The sequence below is a fragment of the Microcoleus sp. T2B6 genome (genome assembly GCF_036700475.1).
Taxonomy (GTDB): Bacteria; Cyanobacteriota; Cyanobacteriia; order Cyanobacteriales; family Microcoleaceae; genus Microcoleus.
Map to the genome: position 1 here is coordinate 1 of NZ_JAUBOZ010000004.1, position 15,994 is coordinate 15,994.

Annotated in this window: 15 protein-coding genes; 5 read left to right on the plus strand and 10 right to left on the minus strand. The window is 44.7% G+C overall.

What is annotated here, in order from left to right; translation table 11 throughout:
- Positions 1–69: 69 nt before the first annotated feature.
- Positions 70–561 (minus strand): WbuC family cupin fold metalloprotein, encoded by a 492-nt coding sequence (locus QUA00_RS02470; protein ID WP_333143040.1) that lies wholly within the window; start codon positions 559–561, stop codon positions 70–72.
- A gap of 76 nt (positions 562–637) precedes the next feature.
- Here QUA00_RS02470 and QUA00_RS02475 point away from each other — a divergent pair, with 76 nt between their 5' ends.
- Complete coding sequence (locus QUA00_RS02475) at positions 638–1,861, plus strand: tetratricopeptide repeat protein (protein WP_333408591.1); 1,224 nt, start codon at positions 638–640, stop codon at positions 1,859–1,861.
- Positions 1,862–1,989: 128 nt separating this feature from the next.
- Here QUA00_RS02475 and QUA00_RS02480 read toward each other — a convergent pair whose 3' ends face one another.
- The 3 genes from QUA00_RS02480 to QUA00_RS02490 form a co-directional block, all read right to left on the minus strand.
- Entirely contained in the window at positions 1,990–2,928 is a 939-nt protein-coding gene (locus tag QUA00_RS02480) for a radical SAM protein (RefSeq protein ID WP_333160781.1), read from the minus strand.
- A gap of 6 nt (positions 2,929–2,934) precedes the next feature.
- The gene (gene tcmP, locus QUA00_RS02485; RefSeq protein ID WP_333408592.1) at positions 2,935–4,257 is read right to left on the minus strand and encodes a three-Cys-motif partner protein TcmP; all 1,323 of its coding nucleotides are present in this window, start codon (positions 4,255–4,257) and stop codon (positions 2,935–2,937) included.
- A 165-nt stretch (positions 4,258–4,422) separates the two neighbouring features.
- Complete coding sequence (locus tag QUA00_RS02490) at positions 4,423–5,295, minus strand: S-methyl-5'-thioadenosine phosphorylase (RefSeq protein ID WP_333408593.1); 873 nt, start codon at positions 5,293–5,295, stop codon at positions 4,423–4,425.
- A gap of 209 nt (positions 5,296–5,504) precedes the next feature.
- Between QUA00_RS02490 and QUA00_RS02495 the strand changes: the two genes are divergently transcribed.
- Positions 5,505–5,711 (plus strand): hypothetical protein, encoded by a 207-nt coding sequence (locus QUA00_RS02495; protein ID WP_015177188.1) that lies wholly within the window; start codon positions 5,505–5,507, stop codon positions 5,709–5,711.
- Between the two features lie 582 nt (positions 5,712–6,293).
- Here QUA00_RS02495 and QUA00_RS02500 read toward each other — a convergent pair.
- The 4 genes from QUA00_RS02500 to QUA00_RS02515 form a co-directional block, all read right to left on the minus strand.
- Positions 6,294–7,133, minus strand: coding sequence for a Tab2/Atab2 family RNA-binding protein (locus QUA00_RS02500; RefSeq protein WP_333408594.1), 840 nt, complete (start codon positions 7,131–7,133; stop codon positions 6,294–6,296).
- 451 nt (positions 7,134–7,584) lie between these two features.
- The gene (locus QUA00_RS02505) at positions 7,585–8,790 is read right to left on the minus strand and encodes an adenylate/guanylate cyclase domain-containing protein (RefSeq protein WP_333105155.1); all 1,206 of its coding nucleotides are present in this window, start codon (positions 8,788–8,790) and stop codon (positions 7,585–7,587) included.
- A 21-nt stretch (positions 8,791–8,811) separates the two neighbouring features.
- Positions 8,812–9,354 carry a carboxymuconolactone decarboxylase family protein gene (locus QUA00_RS02510; RefSeq protein WP_333207313.1) on the minus strand — a complete coding sequence of 181 codons (543 nt, stop codon included), beginning with the start codon at positions 9,352–9,354 and terminating at the stop codon, positions 8,812–8,814.
- Positions 9,355–9,525: 171 nt separating this feature from the next.
- Positions 9,526–9,678 (minus strand): hypothetical protein, encoded by a 153-nt coding sequence (locus tag QUA00_RS02515; protein WP_333105153.1) that lies wholly within the window; start codon positions 9,676–9,678, stop codon positions 9,526–9,528.
- A gap of 96 nt (positions 9,679–9,774) precedes the next feature.
- Between QUA00_RS02515 and QUA00_RS02520 the strand changes: the two genes are divergently transcribed.
- The 3 genes from QUA00_RS02520 to QUA00_RS02530 all read left to right on the plus strand — a co-directional run bounded on the left by QUA00_RS02520 (position 9,775) and on the right by QUA00_RS02530 (position 12,276).
- Positions 9,775–9,951 (plus strand): hypothetical protein, encoded by a 177-nt coding sequence (locus QUA00_RS02520; RefSeq protein ID WP_333207314.1) that lies wholly within the window; start codon positions 9,775–9,777, stop codon positions 9,949–9,951.
- Positions 9,952–10,063: 112 nt separating this feature from the next.
- On the plus strand, positions 10,064–11,341 hold the full coding sequence (locus QUA00_RS02525) for a valine--pyruvate transaminase (protein ID WP_333408595.1): 1,278 nt from the start codon (positions 10,064–10,066) through the stop codon (positions 11,339–11,341).
- Between the two features lie 374 nt (positions 11,342–11,715).
- A complete protein-coding gene (locus tag QUA00_RS02530; protein ID WP_333207316.1) occupies positions 11,716–12,276 on the plus strand; it encodes a Uma2 family endonuclease in 561 nt (186 codons plus the stop codon).
- Positions 12,277–12,324: 48 nt separating this feature from the next.
- On the opposite strand, the gene QUA00_RS02535 is transcribed toward QUA00_RS02530, so the two are convergent.
- The gene (locus tag QUA00_RS02535; protein WP_333408596.1) at positions 12,325–14,496 is read right to left on the minus strand and encodes a caspase family protein; all 2,172 of its coding nucleotides are present in this window, start codon (positions 14,494–14,496) and stop codon (positions 12,325–12,327) included.
- A 207-nt stretch (positions 14,497–14,703) separates the two neighbouring features.
- Positions 14,704–15,885 (minus strand): sulfate adenylyltransferase, encoded by a 1,182-nt coding sequence (sat, locus tag QUA00_RS02540; RefSeq protein WP_333143028.1) that lies wholly within the window; start codon positions 15,883–15,885, stop codon positions 14,704–14,706.
- Positions 15,886–15,994: the final 109 nt, after the last annotated feature.

Here is a 15,994-nt window from a genome sequence, read left to right on the forward strand (position 1 = left end):
CAACTGTCAACTGTCAACTGTCAACTGTCAACTGTCAACTGTCAACTGTCAACTGTCAACTGTCAACTGTCAACTGTTAAATTCCGCTTCCCAAATCAGGACTAATTTTCGCGCCGCCGCAGTTCCCTCCGCAGGAAAACTTGCCAAAAAGTCTTTATCAGCCGCCACGTCGTAAGGCCCTTCCTTAAACTCCAAAATCACAGTATCCTGTGTCAAAGCTACTAACGTGTGAATAGTGCCCTCTGGCAGTTCGACAGCGCGAGTCGGGCCGGCCGCGCTGACTCGCAACGATCGCAGGATTTGACCGTTTTCGTTCAAAATAACAATACCGACTTCTCCTTGAATCACCACAAAAAACTCAAAACCGTTAACAGCAGGCGGGCGCAGGTGTTGGTGAGGCCGGACGTAAGTGCCTGGTTGCAGCACGTTGACAAACCGCTGCACCTTTTCAGACAAATCATGGAAATTGTAATTTTGTCGCTGGCGGGGACTGCGGCGGGAGGAAGCGGCAACTTCGTCTAGCAATTCTTGCGTCAGCAATTTGATCGGAGGGGACTGCACAACAGATATCCTGTATTTAAGAGTTTGTGAACAAATGGGCTAGTCTGGGATCATCGTTATCAGCATCTCTTGACACATGGAAATCGCAACTCAGGTGCTTATCACTAAGGCAATGCGTTTGTCAAGTATCTTTAGAAAAAGTATTAGCCCGATCGCCCTTTCGACTATTCTAGTCTGCGCCAATACTGTTTTTGCATCTGAACCGACGGCGGCACTGTTGGTTCAGCAGGAATTCTCACAGCAGCAACTTAAAGAAGAAATTCACGATCGAGTTCAAGAAGAAGTTGACATTGCGTTCGGGCGCACGGCGGTACTGCTTAACGGGCTGATAATTGCCCTAACTTTATTTCCGACAGCAGCCGGAGTCGGGGTTTGGTTTCTGTTGAGCAAATTGTCCAAGCAGACAACAATTGCTCGCCAAGAAATTGAAAGTCTCCATTACGATACAATCTCTCAATTAAAACTATTAATTTCGGACGCTGAAACTATCTTAGGCGAAATTCAAAACCCAAGTCACTCGACCGAGGCAGAAACAGACCTTTTATTCCCCGATGCCCAAATTCAAGAATTTGCTCCGGTTAACTACGGCAATTACCAACAGCTATTGACGGCCGCCGACTATGCTAAACAGGGAGATGCTTGTTTCTTTGAAAACCGTTATCAAGATGCGATCGCGGCTTACGATCGGGCCCTGCAAATTCAGCCGGATTTAGCCGATACTTGGAATAACCGAGGAGTAGTGCTCACGAGAATGCAGCGGTATCCAGAGGCGATCGCCTCTTACGAACAAGCTACTACAATTCGCCCCAATTATCCCGATGCTTGGAACAATCGAGGCGTGGTATTGTTGGAGTTGCAGAAGTACCAGGAGGCGATCGGCTGTTACGAACAAGCAATTCAAGCCAAACCCGATTATGCCGATGCTTGGAACAACCGAGGCGTTGCTTTTTCCAAAATGCAGGAGTACGAACAAGCAGTAATTTCTTACAATCAAGCCCTACAAATTAAAAATGATTATACTGACGCTTGGAACAATCGAGGCGTTGCACTCTCCAAATTGCAAAAATACGAAGCGGCGATCGCTTCCTACGACAACGCTGCTAAAATCCGGCCTGACTTTTACAGGATTTGGTACAATAAAGCCCGATGTTATGCGCTACAAGGTAAAATTGAATTAGCCATTGAAAATTTAAAGCGCGCCCTCAATCTCAATCCGAATGTGTGTAAAGAGTTGGCAAAAAGTGAAGCTGATTTGGAGAAGATTCGCGAACACGACGCATTCAAGCAGTTGATAAGTTAATACATTGAGCCTAGGGCTGTAATTAAGAAACCGGGTTTCTATATAAAAATATTTTTTGGGAGGCCAAAGTTGTCTGAGAAACCCGGTTTCTGGTTCTAGTAGTTGAGCTTTAGCCCATTCTAGTAGGACTAATTCCATTTTTCTATAGTTGGCTTATATAGCCAATGATTAATTTTTTCTTCATTGACAAAACCTTTTAAGGATGGATCTGGCCAAATATGTATTTTTTCTAAACATTCTAGTTCTGTTGCTGCTGTTTCAATAAATCCCCATTGTCTCATAAAAGTTTCAGCCCAAGATTTTTTAGTCATAATTGACTTGGCAAAATCTAAACCTGCTGCTAACATTCTTTGACCATTTGATCCTCTGGCATTAATGGGTTCCCAAAATATTAATTCTGGATTAATTTGCATAAATTTATCTAAATTAAATCTAAAGTCATCTAAAGTCATCATAGGTGGAGTGGGAGCCATTGCTACATATAAACGACAATTAGCCTGATATGCCTTTTGTAACGCTTTATATCTATCGGAAGATAAAGGTGCTTGTGGTTCAATTTTTTTGAGTAATTCATCATTTATACAAGGAATACTCATACCTAATGTAATATTAGGATTAACGAGAATATCTAAATCTTTTTGCCACAATAAACCCCGAGTTAAAATTCTAATTTTTTTATTGTGTTTAAGTAAAATTTTTATTGTTTGACGAGTAATTTCTGCTATTTGTTTATTTTGATAAGGATCGGTTCCGGAACAAAGTAAAACAACTCCTTTACCTGAAGGTGTATTTTCCCATTTTCTTTTTCGGGTCAAAACATTTTCTAATTTTTCGGGAATTTCCTCTCTAATAAAAAGATATTTTCCCCAATCTAATTGAGGATTATCTACTCCTTTTTGATGTAATCTTTTTTGTTGTGTTCTAATACTTGGAGTCGAAGGAACATAACAAAATGTACATCCATGTAGACAGCCCGATGCTATGTTAACAACATAGTCACATAGACTTTTTTTATTTAAAGCACTTTTTTGGAGTGGATTGACTATTGTTTCTGTTCCAGTAATCATAATTAGTTACCTTTGGATAAAAGGTCTTAGAGCAAATAATGTTTGTTGATGTGATCTTCTGATTATATCAGAATTTTCTAATTTTGTCTTCTCTGTAATTTTGATTCTTTTACCCTTCCTAACAATTTCTATTTCTTTTGCATCTTGTAAAAGTTGAAGATATTTGCAATAATGTTTTCTGGTAGCAGGATTAAGTTCCATTGTTTGTGCACAAAGAGTTTTAAACAAAATACCATCAGGATTGTTATTTATTAAATAATCAATATCTTTGCTAAGTTTATTAATACAAGCTGTTTCACTATCTTGGTTAATATCTAACTTTATATCAAGCTGATGTTCTTCATAATAAGCTGCTGTTTTAAACCCATAACCATAAATATCATAATGATATTGATAATCTAAATTATTGAAATTCCAACTTCCATCTTTCATTACTTCTAATGCTCTAAGATGGCTACAAATATGAATTAAATAATATAGAACTCTCTCCTCATTTCTAGGCATCATAGCAAATGTAATGATTTTTTTTGCATTACCTTTATCTCGAAACAATCTGATCAATTCATTTCTAAATCCTGCTTGCTCTCCAAATGTATCTAAAGTTTGAAAATGATTAATATCAAAATAACCATCTGTTTCCAGTATTTGTTCAAAAGTTGTTCTCCCTGTCCACTTTGGGTCATAAATAAATCTTTTAATAAAATTAATCATGAATGTATAAATAATTTCTGACTTATTAAGACGATTTATTGTTCTAAAACTTTCCATAGATACATCAGACCATCCATAAGGATCGAGAAAAAATAAAGAATGACCTTTTCTTTGTTCAGCTTGAAAAACGCAATAATTAACCTTGTTTTCAAATTCATCACTAATAAATTCACACTGTTCTATTCGTTCACCTATTCCTTTGGGAAATTCAGTTGTAAAAGTATGTGGTTCTTCATCCGATAACTGTCCAAATTCTGCTTGGGACATACCAACATTTTTAAGACATTTTAAATGCTCTTTATTTCTTTCTATAAAAATAAATTTTACATTTAAAGGATAAGTCCTTTGTGATTTTAAATAACCTTTTCTAACGGCATTAATTAATCGAATAGGTGAACCATGCCAAATATTATGTGATTCTCGATCGTTGTAAATACCTCCTCCAGAAAAACCATCAACAATAGTAAAATTTGTGACACCACGTTTCCCTGTTCCATAAAGCGTATAAATCAAATCAGTAACATATTGCTCTATTAATAAATGCTTAGTTTTAGTATGAGGTTCAATATTAGGAATGTTTGTACCATCAGCAGACCATTTAGTATCAGAGTTACTCATTGTTTAGGCTCCTTGAATAATCGCTCTATTTATTGTAATATACTTTACTAATTTTTACTACCAGAATCTGGCGATCGGTTGGTTGTCTAGCGAATAGGCTAATCTTACTCAATTAGATTGAATGCCCCATGCTTTTAGGCGATGGGGCCCCCGATGCCCTATTCGCTACAAATACTTCTGCAAGAGCAAACCCATTTTCTCCTTAGTTGCCGCCGGCACTTGCTCCAGCCGAGTCAGAATTGCATATTTCAACGCAGAATGTGCATCAGATACTGGGGGATTTTCTGTTAGTCTACGGACTGTTTCTTGAATGACTTTTTGAGCATTCTCTGCATTACGGTGCAAATTTGCTATTACCATTTCTACTGTTACGCTGTCGTGATCTTCGTGCCAGCAGTCGTAATCGGTGACTAATGCTAAAGTTGCGTAGGCAATTTCTGCTTCTCTGGCTAATTTTGCTTCGGGCAAATTTGTCATTCCGATGACTGTCGCCCCCCAACTGCGGTAAAGGTGGGATTCTGCTTTTGTGGAAAATGCGGGGCCTTCCATGCAGACGTAAGTGCCGCCCCGGTGCAGGGTAACGTCGGAGAGGTTCAAGGATTCGATCGCACTTGCCAATACTTTCGCCAATTCGCCGCAAACCGGATCGCCGAATGTGATGTGAGCAACAATTCCTTCTCCAAAAAAGGTAGAAACTCGATTTTTTGTGCGATCGATAAACTGATCCGGCACTACCATATCTAAAGGTTTCGCCTCTGTTTTCAGAGAACCAACCGCCGACGCTGAGATTAAATACTCAACTCCCAAACTCTTCATTGCATAAATATTTGCCCGGTAAGGCACTTCTGAGGGCAAAAAAGTGTGGTTGCGGCCGTGTCTAGCCAGAAATGCTACCGGCGTACCGTCCAATGTTCCCACAATTGCGGCATCGGATGGCGCTCCAAAAGGTGTATCAATTTTCACCTCTTCAATATCCTTGAGGGCCTCCATTTTATACAAACCGCTGCCGCCGATAATTCCGATTTTTGCTTGTGCCATTTTTACCCTCTGCTGGAGTTTTACCACCGTGATTCTATCGGGCCATCGTTAAGTTGGCGTAAAGATAATTGAAGATTTCGTGACAACAGTCACCCCACATACACTATTTTGTCACAAAATATATGTGATATTAATCACAAAGTACCTTCACAAAATCTTTAAAAATAAAGGTACACAGTTCTGTTACTTATTTTTAGCGTGTTAAGGTCATGACAGTCAGCTCTGCTAACCTCCCCAAAATCTCGATCGAGGCGATCGTCGAGCGCATCTTTGCTTTTCGCCAGATTACCCCCCTTGACAGACGGCTGCTGAAATCAGCAATGCTAGCCCAGAAAGGTCTGAACGAGAAAGACCAGTGCCACATCAACCGAGTGTGTCAGGGCATCCAAAACGGCTTGATTTTAGTTGTAGAATAAATTTCCAGCACTATATCTTGCTAGCTCAAGAAGGTGTTTTAAAATTTGTGTCTGAGTCTGTATCTGCTGGAACTGCGTTTGGGCGCCGTTTTACTATTTTTCGCGAGCAATTGATCGACATCACAAATAATATTATTTATATCGTTTCCGGTTGCATCGGAATTAATAAAATCGAGTCAACAGTTAACATTCAACCATTCAGTTTTGCGACCCCTCCTTCTACAGTCAGCAGTCAGTCGATTTTAGATTTTAGATTTTAGATTTTAGAATTGATACCAATTTTTTATGAGGCCCCGTAGAATCCGATCCCCCCTAGCCAAGGGCGGGCACGGGGGCACCGCCCCTACTAAGGGTGGGACAAGATTCCGATCTTTCGTCCCCCAACAACCAGGGGGAGTAGGGGGTATGCGAGGGGGATCTAGATATGTGCAACTTCACATTAAATTGGTATGACTCCACAGATGAATCGGGAAGCTGGAAATTAGGTGTAAAATATTTCGCTTGTCAACAGTCAACAGTCAACAGTCAGCAGTCAACAGTCAACAATCATTTCCCTCGTGCAACCGGAATTGATATTACATCTTATCGATCAAAATTCAACAGCCAAAAGCCTGTATAAGTCATGCCACTATCATCGGGCTGCACTAACAAAAAATGTAATCCTTTACTTAATTGCTTGCGCTGTTGGTAAATTTGGGCGGCCGCTTTCACTTCGCTATCTTCAAAAGTAGCCACAACCCACCTATCTACTAACCCAGCTTCCAATATCAATCCGTCTGGTTCTCCAGCGATATAATTCAAAGCAAAAGGTTTGGCATCCTGAAGCCATCTAGCCAACCGCATAGACTGGCGTCCGCCGTCAATCACCACTCCCGGTACGGGTACTGTTGAGGCCAAGCCTAAATTCAGCGGTAACAGCAATTCTGGCATTTCCAAGATGGGCAAGGGACGCCCTTGGAAAGCCTCTTCAATGTCGCCGGCGGGTAGGGAAGCAAAACGCCAGCCATCGCCCCAGAGGTTTTCGGGTAAGGGTACGGGCGGCGGCGAGTCGAGGGCGATCGCACTGTAAGTTTCACCTGTATAATTAGGCATACTCGAATATTCTTTGGCGCGTTGTTGCAGCCGCAATTTCAGAGCCGCAGTGCGCCGCGTCGCTTCTACCTTGATGCCCAAAACTTTGCCTGCAGCTTCGATTAAGCCCAGAGACTGAGGTCTAAATACTTGAATCAAATCTGGCAAATTCTTAGTTTGAGCTTGCTGCTGCAACTGCGAAGCTAGCCAATTAGAATTTGCGTCCCCCTGGCTACAAACAGCGCTAAATTGAAAACTGCCTTCCGGGTCGCAAATTAAGAGTTCCCACAGTGGTTTGCCAGTTTCGTCTTGGAGAGGGCGGCGGTAAAAATCGGCTTGCCAAATACGCATAAATAATTTAAAAATAAAATCTACAACTCGATAATTTTAATATAGCCTGGTGACAATCCGATACAATACCGAACTTTGAAAAAAAAAACTTCGAGCGATATAGCCATCCTCGCATCATTTGTGAATTTCTTACTCCCTCCCCTTATAAAGGGGAGGGTTGGGGTGGGGTAAAAAATTTACAACGAGCGATATAGCCATCCTCGCATCATTTGTGAATTTCTTACTCCCTCGCCTTTATAAGGGGAGGGTTGGGGTGGGGTAAAAAATTTACGACTCCTGCAAGGATTGCAATATCTTACACCCGTTAAAAAAACTGCAACTGTAGGCCAGCGATCCAAACCGTGCTAATAATCAGTAATTCCCCCTTCTAAAATCTAAAATCTAAAATCTAAAATCTAAAATCGTATGGCTCGCTTAGCCATTTTCCCTTAGCAATTAGCCATTACCAAATTTATTTAAGATGGTGAACCAAATACATATCCAACTCGCCTTTATTTTTAGCATAAATTTTGCCTCGGTATTCGCATTCAAAAAAATCTCTAACTAATTCAAACGTTTCCTGAGAGATATTGATATTTCCAGGTACGCCGGAAGATTCCATCCGAGATGCAGTATTAACTGTATCTCCCCAGACATCATAGGAAAACTTTTTATTGCCAATTACCCCAGCAAGTATAGGGCCTGAATGAATGCCAATGCGGATATCCCAATAAGGGATATTTTGTTGAGCTTTCTGTATTTTTCTCAAATCCATGAACTGTCGAATTTCTATGGCAGCAAGTACAGCGTCAAAGGCGTGTGTAGGGCGAGGCGTAGGAATTCCTGCCGCACACATATAGCTGTCGCCAATAGTCTTCAGTTTTTCCATAGAGTATTTATCCATCACGCGATCGAAATAAGAAAAACAATAATCAAGTTCGTCAACTAATTCTCGCGGCGTCATGTTTTCAGATAACTGAGTAAAGCCTTTAAAGTCAGTAAATAAAACCGATACGCTATCATAATAAAGTGGTTCCACTTTGCCGTTATTTTTGAGTTCCTCGGCAATTTCAAGCGGGAGCACATTCAACAGTAGCTGGTCAGATTTGTGCTTTTCGGCATCGAGCTCGGAATACAGGTTATTTATCTCTTTAAAGCGTTCAGCATTGCGGATGGCTGAGGATAGTTGCAAAGCCAAAAGATAGCCAATCCGCAAGTCTTCTTGGGTGTAAGCCCGCGGCTTGGTTGTGGCAAAATTAATGGTTCCTAAAACCTTACCTTCGCTTTCCAAGGGAATGATAATTTGCGAAGGGTAGGGGGATAAAATAGCAGTAGCATCCGCTTCTTGAATTAATTGAGGTTGACGTGTTGTAAAAGCCTTCTTAATCGGGCCGCCCTCTGTCAGGGCTGAAATATCTACAGGGATATGCGGGCCAAATAAAGTCATGCAAGCGTTATTGCTGTGCAGGCAAACGCTACAGTGTTCAAAGTCCAGCAGCCATTTGGCTTGCTTACCTACTACCCGCAAAATCTGACCCAGATCGAGGGTGCGGTTAATGGCAGTGGCAATTTCATTGACGGCGGAAATGCGGATGGAAAGCGCTTGAGCTTCTGCTAACAAACGGCGGGCTGTCAACAGAAGCTCTTCTCGATCTTGATCTTCTAGCCGATCGCCCATAATAGGGATATAAAATATAGATTACAAAGCATCTATTTCGAGGGCTATTGAATCCGTATATCGGTTGACAAAGCTAAACAGGTCGGCTGTTGCAATAATCTCAAATATTTCAGAATCATCTAGCCCTAAATCCCGCAGGTTTTGGTAATGAGTTTCTGTCACTTCCAGGGGTTTAGTAGCAGCAAGCAAGCCAAAGGTAATTACGGCTTTATCACGTTTTGGCAAAGGGCAGTTGGCAAAGTCAGAAACTAGGGTTCGCAGGATTTCTTCGCTCATCCCCAACGCTGACAATCCGTGCAGGTGAACTTGGAGAGCGTACTCGCTATTATTTGATTGGGAAATAGCGACGCCGACCATTTCTTTAAGCGTGCGCGGTAAGTCTCCTTGCAGGATTGTTCCCCGAAATTTTTTCCAATTAGCTTCTAATATGTCAGGGTTAATTGCCATTGACTTGAACAGGTTGGGGACAATGCCAAACCCCAAGTCTGTCAAAATTTCTTCGTAGACTGCTTTGGCTTTAGGATCTGTAAGTTGCTCGTATTCTATAAGTGGAAAGTGTGTCATTGTTGTGTTGAACTTGACGGCAGTTAATTTGGGTTGGGATTTAGGTATTTGTTATGTAACGCCACTCAAAGGGCGACCTTACGAGCTATCTGGGCTTTAGTCGGATTGATAATAAAATGCACCGCTGTCAGCAAACCGCGAATCCTGAAAATAAGCTAGCCACAAATCTGATTATTGAGGCTGGATTAAACCTGCAATTATAGCAGTAACCGGAGCCAAGAAAATTATGTTGCGATCGGGTTCTACGGCTAATTTTAGATGTTTCCAATGGCTGCTGTCAAGTAGGGGCAATTCATGAGGCGCGGCGGTGTGAAATCTTACCAAAACTCTTGAATTAGAGATGGCTGTTCGGTTCGCTAATTTTTAGGCAAAAAACACTGTTCTATCTCACATCTTGCACCATTGTCAAGAACAGGCAAGATGCCTGTTCCACAAAGAGTGAATTTTCTTGTGGAACAGGCATCTTGCCTGTTCCTAAAAAGCTTATTGAGAATGGTGCAACATCTCAGTTCGATCAAACTCCACAAATGCCCAGAATATTATGATCCGGCGCGCGCACAGGGGAAAAACAAAATGCAGTGCGATCGAGTTTATTGAATTAATCAGAAGCTCGATCGACAACCCATGCCCCAGATAAGCTAGGCTAACGCCTGCGACTGGAGTTATTATGGGTAAACTGTAAACTTCTATCATTGTCGCTGCATTTGCTATGAACCCTGCCCTGACTCAATTTGGCGCTCAGATGTCCCACCTCACGGGAGTTCGGGCAATTATGAAAGATATTATAGAAACTCTCAGAGCCGGCAGCGGGCAGGAGTTTATCAATTTGAGCGCCGGAAATCCGGTAATTTTGCCGGAAGTCGAGCAGTTGTGGCGCGACTGCACTGCGGAACTTTTGGCGAGTCCGGAATACGGCGAGGTGGTTTGTCGCTACGGTTCCAGTCAAGGTTATCAGCCATTAATCAATGCGGTTTTGGCGGATTTTAATCAGCGTTACGGACTGAATTTGACGGATCGCAATATCCTAATTACTCCCGGAAGTCAATCGATTTACTTCTACGCAGCCAACGCTTTCGGCGGCTACACTACCAGCAAACAGCTTAAAAATATTGTTTTACCGCTGAGCCCAGACTACACCGGTTACGGCGGCGTTAGCTTGATTCCCGAAGCGGTAGTCGCTTGCAAACCCACTCTCGATATTGATGCGGCTGCTCACAGGTTCAAATATCGCCCGGATTTCAGCCAATTGTCGATCGACCAAACCACCGGTTGCGTCATTTTTTCACGTCCCTGCAACCCCACCGGCAACGTTCTCACCGACGACGAAGTTAAGAAGATTGCCGATTTAGCAGCCGCTTTCGACGTGCCGGTGTTCGTTGATTCCGCCTACGGCCCTCCCTTTCCGTCCTTGAATTTTACCGAAATGACGCCGATTTTTGGCGGCAATATCGTGCACTGCATGAGTTTGTCGAAAGCCGGATTGCCGGGTGAAAGAATCGGAATTGCGATCGGCGATGAAAAAATCATTCAAATATTAGAATGTTTTCAGACCAATATGTGCATTCATTCGCCGAGATACGGACAGGCGATCGCAACGCGGGCCATTGCTTCCGGCGCTCTTGCCGACATTTCCATCAACGTAATTCGCCCGTACTATCAAAGCAAATTTGCGATCGTAGAAAGCACCCTAGAACAAGCAATGCCGAAGGATTTGCCGTGGTTTTTGCACCGGGGCGAAGGAGCAATTTTCGCATGGTTGTGGCTGAAAGATTTGCCAATGACTGATTGGGAACTGTATCAAGAGTTGAAGAAAGTCGGCGTAATTGTCGTGCCAGGAAGTTCTTTCTTCCCCGGTTTGCGGGAAGATTGGCAGCACAAACATGAGTGTTTACGCATCAGTTTGACTGCGACAAATGATGAGATTGAAACTGCCATGAAACGCTTGGCCCAAATGGTAGAAAAGCTTTATCAGTCAGTTGACAGTTGACAGTTGACAGTTGACAGTTGACAGTTGACAGTTGACAGTTGACAGTTGACTGTTAACATTCCCAATACTTCGGGTACGCGGTTCCTGAGCGACTCGTGCTGAGCGTAGCCGGAGTAAGTCGAAGGGCATTACAAGTTACCAATTACCAATTATCAGTTACCGATGATAATGACCGAAAGCATCCAGGATACCCGCCACGTGATTCATCCGTCCAGAAATAAAAAACCTGTATCCGATGAAACTTGCCCCCCGAATTGATATGTGGGGTCAATGCTTTAATCTAAAATCTAAAATCTAAAATCTAAAATCGATTGACTTCTTCTTTGGCATATCGACTACAATTTAAAAAATAATAATTAGCAGCGCGGTAGGTTATGGCAGTGCAATTACTCAAAAGGTTGTTGACCGTAGAAGAATATCATTTAATGGGCAAAGCTGGTATTCTTTCCGAGGGCGATCGGGTAGAACTGATAGAAGGAGAACTTATCCAAATGGCAGCAATTGGAACTCGTCATGCTTCCTGTGTGAGACGATTCATCGGACTGTTCAGCGAAATTCCCAGTAACCGGGCTTTTCTGGATGTGCAAAACCCCATCCAGTTGAGCGAGCGAACCGAACCTCAACCTGATATAGTATTGCTGCAACCCCGGGCTGATTACTATTCAACAGCACATCCAGTACCGTCAGAAGTTTTGCTGTTGGTAGAAGTATCCGATAGCACGGTTGATTACGATCGAGATGTGAAAGTTCTGATTTACGCTCGATCGCTAATTCAAGAAGTTTGGCTAGTAGATATAGAGGCACAATGTTTAGAAGTTTACCGCCAGCCAACTCCGAATGGTTACAGTTTAATCCAAAAATTTTGGCGGGGTCAACAAGTTGCGTCGCTCGCCTTTCCTGATTTGGAAGTGAATATCGATTTCGTACTGGGATAGATTCGGATTATAGGTTATAGAAAACATTCCCAAGTCCCCATTTTTCAATTAAACAACCCGATAAACAAAACTCAGAGTTGCCCAAACATTCACATCCAAAGCCAAATCATCCGTTGATATCCCCACTTTCTGTACCCCCGGAATGCTAGCCGCGTGCAAATCTTCGAGTACCGCCCGCGCCACCTTTAAAGGATTCAACAACACTCGAATTGGCAGGGCATCCCTCGTTTGCTGCATTTCGGCTTCTATTGCAGCCAGAGTTTGAGCGAAGGAACTCTCACTAAATATAATCATAGTTTCCGCAAGTCCGATCGGCCCCGATACCGCCCACCCGCTCCCCCCAGCCGCCGGTAGAGTCAAATTCTCCCCAGGAGCGATCGCCCGCGACATAACTCCCACAGACTCTTTGCTCTCAGCGCCGATCGCTGACAGCCGTCCGGCGCTGTCCGAGCAAAACACCGCAAAGTAAACCGGGCGATCGCTGTCGTTATACAATCTGTAGCGAACTCGGCTGCCCTCTGGCAAACTTAGTATATGAGCGCTTGCCGATTTCTCACTTTCCCCGCTCAGCGGTTCCAGCCGATAATCACCGCCGGCCCGCACAGGCTCTCGCTGCGCCACAGCCCGCGCTTGCGGTGCGGTAGTTGCCAGAACCGCCCGCACCTTCAGGCGCGAAGACCCCTCATTGGCTGTCAGCCGCAGCAACTTCCCAGCCTGCAGCGCTTTCAACTGCGGAGTCAAGCGCTGCACCGCCACCTTGATTGCTTCTCCCCCGTCGCCCTGAGTATCGGGAATCAGCATTTGAGCCAAAGAAAACAAACCGTAACGGCTTTGATACAAAGCAGGCTCGTGAGCTGAGACTGTTCCAGCTAAAGTCGTTTCCGGGACTCTGCCGAACCGACAGTCAGCCCATTGCTCACTGCCTACCGCCGAAACTTGTGGCAAAGTCGCAAAGGCGCTGGTAGCGTCCACGCGCTCGATGCGTTCCAAACCTGAGTCCAAAGCTACTGTCAAACCGATGTTTCGTGGCAATACCCGAATTTCTTCCCTCACCAGTTCGCCGACTGTTAATTGGCCGAAAGTTCGATCAAACCCGTCTAAAACTTGGGCTTTAGCAGAAAGGCCCGTGTGTCCCCGCAGCAAAAGCCTCGCGCCCTCCGAAGAATCCACTGCAAACACAGAACCCCCGGAGCACTCCAAAACCGAGGGCGACAACCCGCCCAGCCACAACTGCACAGTTTTGCCCCCCTCTTCCACCGCCCTCACAGCGCCGTCAGATGCAGGGGAATTGAAGATTAAATTGGAAAAATTTACCGCCGGCGCGGTTGTTAAATCGTGATTGAGAATTTGCGGTTGCTGCGATAACCCCGCGATTTGCTCGACATTACCCGCCACACGACTGAAACTGACGCTGAAGCTGCTAGCAGGAGTTGCCCACCACAAAGTTTGGGTGAGGGCGTAGGTAAACAAACCTGCGGTAAATCCGTTCCACTCTTGTTCGGCGGCGAGTTGGGAATTAGCGCCCGCGGCAAGTACGGCGGCCGCAGGGCGGAGATTTGGGCGGGATAGGAGGTCTTGGGCAAACGTTAATTCTGCGAGGCTTGGCTCGCCGATGGTGGGGCGGGGGCGGGAGCGAATGCGAAAGTTGCCGTTTTTGGGGAAACCCGGATAGGTGTAGCTGGTGTCGAGGATGGCGATCGCATTTTCTGTCGCGAGCGATCGCATCAACAGCAACACCGTTTCCTCTAAAATATCGTTCACCGCCCGGTTTGCTAACAACGGCAAAACATCATCCGCCGGCACCAAACTGTTTTGCATTTTTCCAGGAGACTCGGCCAAACTGACTCGGCTACCGCAGCCGCTAAAGTGAAAAACTACCACGTCACCGGGTTTTGCTTGTTCGCCCAAGTGAGTTACAAAAGCCGTCTCGATATTTTCCCTGGTAGCTTGAGCGTCAGTCAAAGTCAAAATGTCCGAGGGCACAAACCCAAACCGATATATCAGCAGTTCCCGCTGCATTTCCACATCCGTGACGCAGCCGTGCAGGGGCGAGTCTGGATATTTGTCAACGCCAACCAACAAAGCCAATTTCCTGGCTGTCGGCAGGGCTAAGGCTTGGAGGTAGCGCGAGCCCAACGGCAGCCACAAAGCCTCGCTGATGCCGATGGCGGCCAGCACCCGGCCAGCTTGCTGCAAAAATTCCCGCCGCTTGAGTCCCATTTTTAAATAGCTTTGAATTTTAAGCGTTGAATTTTAAGTTAAATTCCCCTCACTAATTTTAGGGGAATTAATTAGATTGTGACTGTTTAGGATTAAGGGAGTTTTTAAGTTTTAACTTTTGAGCTTTAAGTTTAAAATTTCCCATTTAAAACTCAAAACTCAAAATTCAAAACTATGCAGAATGTCGCCCACACCAATCTTCAAGATTTAAATCTCGTAATTGAAAATATTCATGGCCTTGGCTAATTCTGCGGCGACTTCCGGCCGGGAAAACTGCGGCGGCGGCAATTTTCCAGCGCGCAGCATTTCCCGAACTTTGGTTCCCGACAAATGTACCCGTTGTTCGGGAGTGCTGGGGCTTGTTTTAGTTGTAGCCATTTGTTCCGTCAGTTTGCAATAGAAAGCGTGCTCGAATTTCATCGGCACAATTCCCAATTCTCCCGGCTCAAATTCATCAAAAATATGTTGGGCATCGTAAGTCCCGTAATAATCGCCAACTCCCGCGTGATCGCGCCCCACGATAAAGTGAGTGCAGCCGTAGTTTTTGCGGATTAAAGCATGAAAAATTGCTTCTCGCGGCCCGGCGTAGCGCATTGCCGCCGGATTAATTGCCAAAATTACGCGATCTTTTGGGTAGTATTTTTCTAGCAGAATTTCGTAGCAGCGCATCCGCACGTCAGCGGCGATGTCGTCATCCTTAGTCGTCCCGACTAGCGGGTGCAGGAACAAGCCGTCTACTGTTTCTAAGGCGCATTTTTGGATGTATTCGTGTGCGCGGTGGATGGGGTTTCGGGTTTGGAAACCGACTATGGTTTTCCATCCTTTTTCTGTGAACAGCATTCTCGATTTCGCCGGGTCAATTTGGTATTGGGGAAAGCGGACATCTAGTTCGCGTTCCAGCAGCCAAATGTCGCCTGCGAGGTTAACGGGCCCGGATTTGTCTACTACCTGGACACCCGGGTGTTTGAGGTCGTCGGTGCGGTAGACGTTGAGGGCTTCTTCTTCTTTACTGTAGTGATATTTTTCTGCAAGTTCCAAGAGCCCGACAAATTTGCCCGCCGGGGTGTCGAGGCGCACTAAAGTTCCTGCTTTCAGGGGGGCGGCGACTTCCTCTGTTACCGAGAGGGTGATGGGAACCGACCACGGAAGGCCGTTGGAGAGGCGCATTTGTTTAACGACCGATCGATAATCCGCTTCGTTCATGAACCCTTTGAGGGGACTCAGGGCGCCGATGGCGATCATTTGCAGGTCGGAGATCGATCGATCCGACAACTGGACTCGCGGCAGGGACTCTGCTTTATCGAAAAATTCTTGTCTCTGGTCTAGTGTGGCAATGCGGTTGACCAGGGTGCCGCCGTGAGGGGCAATGCGGTCTGAATGCTGGCTCATGTCGATTTGAAGTTGTGGGTTTTAGCTGCCAGAGTATATCCTACCAAAGTATTGTTACAATTAATTAATTTTCCTCCCTCAGTCGGCACACATGGTTTTTAATGTTGGT

What these genes read in the sequence shown, in the direction of transcription:
- QUA00_RS02480 (WP_333160781.1), bottom strand. Translation starts at nt 2,928, where the DNA reads ATGATTACTGGAACAGAAACAATAGTCAATCCACTCCAAAAAAGTGCT.
- QUA00_RS02530 (WP_333207316.1), top strand. Translation starts at nt 11,716, where the DNA reads ATGGCAGTGCAATTACTCAAAAGGTTGTTGACCGTAGAAGAATATCAT.
- QUA00_RS02535 (WP_333408596.1), bottom strand. Translation starts at nt 14,496, where the DNA reads ATGGGACTCAAGCGGCGGGAATTTTTGCAGCAAGCTGGCCGGGTGCTG.
- QUA00_RS02520 (WP_333207314.1), top strand. Translation starts at nt 9,775, where the DNA reads ATGCCTGTTCCACAAAGAGTGAATTTTCTTGTGGAACAGGCATCTTGC.
- QUA00_RS02490 (WP_333408593.1), bottom strand. Translation starts at nt 5,295, where the DNA reads ATGGCACAAGCAAAAATCGGAATTATCGGCGGCAGCGGTTTGTATAAA.
- QUA00_RS02495 (WP_015177188.1), top strand. Translation starts at nt 5,505, where the DNA reads ATGACAGTCAGCTCTGCTAACCTCCCCAAAATCTCGATCGAGGCGATC.
- QUA00_RS02500 (WP_333408594.1), bottom strand. Translation starts at nt 7,133, where the DNA reads ATGCGTATTTGGCAAGCCGATTTTTACCGCCGCCCTCTCCAAGACGAA.
- QUA00_RS02505 (WP_333105155.1), bottom strand. Translation starts at nt 8,790, where the DNA reads ATGGGCGATCGGCTAGAAGATCAAGATCGAGAAGAGCTTCTGTTGACA.
- QUA00_RS02525 (WP_333408595.1), top strand. Translation starts at nt 10,064, where the DNA reads ATGAACCCTGCCCTGACTCAATTTGGCGCTCAGATGTCCCACCTCACG.
- tcmP (WP_333408592.1), bottom strand. Translation starts at nt 4,257, where the DNA reads ATGAGTAACTCTGATACTAAATGGTCTGCTGATGGTACAAACATTCCT.
- QUA00_RS02510 (WP_333207313.1), bottom strand. Translation starts at nt 9,354, where the DNA reads ATGACACACTTTCCACTTATAGAATACGAGCAACTTACAGATCCTAAA.
- sat (WP_333143028.1), bottom strand. Translation starts at nt 15,885, where the DNA reads ATGAGCCAGCATTCAGACCGCATTGCCCCTCACGGCGGCACCCTGGTC.
- QUA00_RS02475 (WP_333408591.1), top strand. Translation starts at nt 638, where the DNA reads ATGGAAATCGCAACTCAGGTGCTTATCACTAAGGCAATGCGTTTGTCA.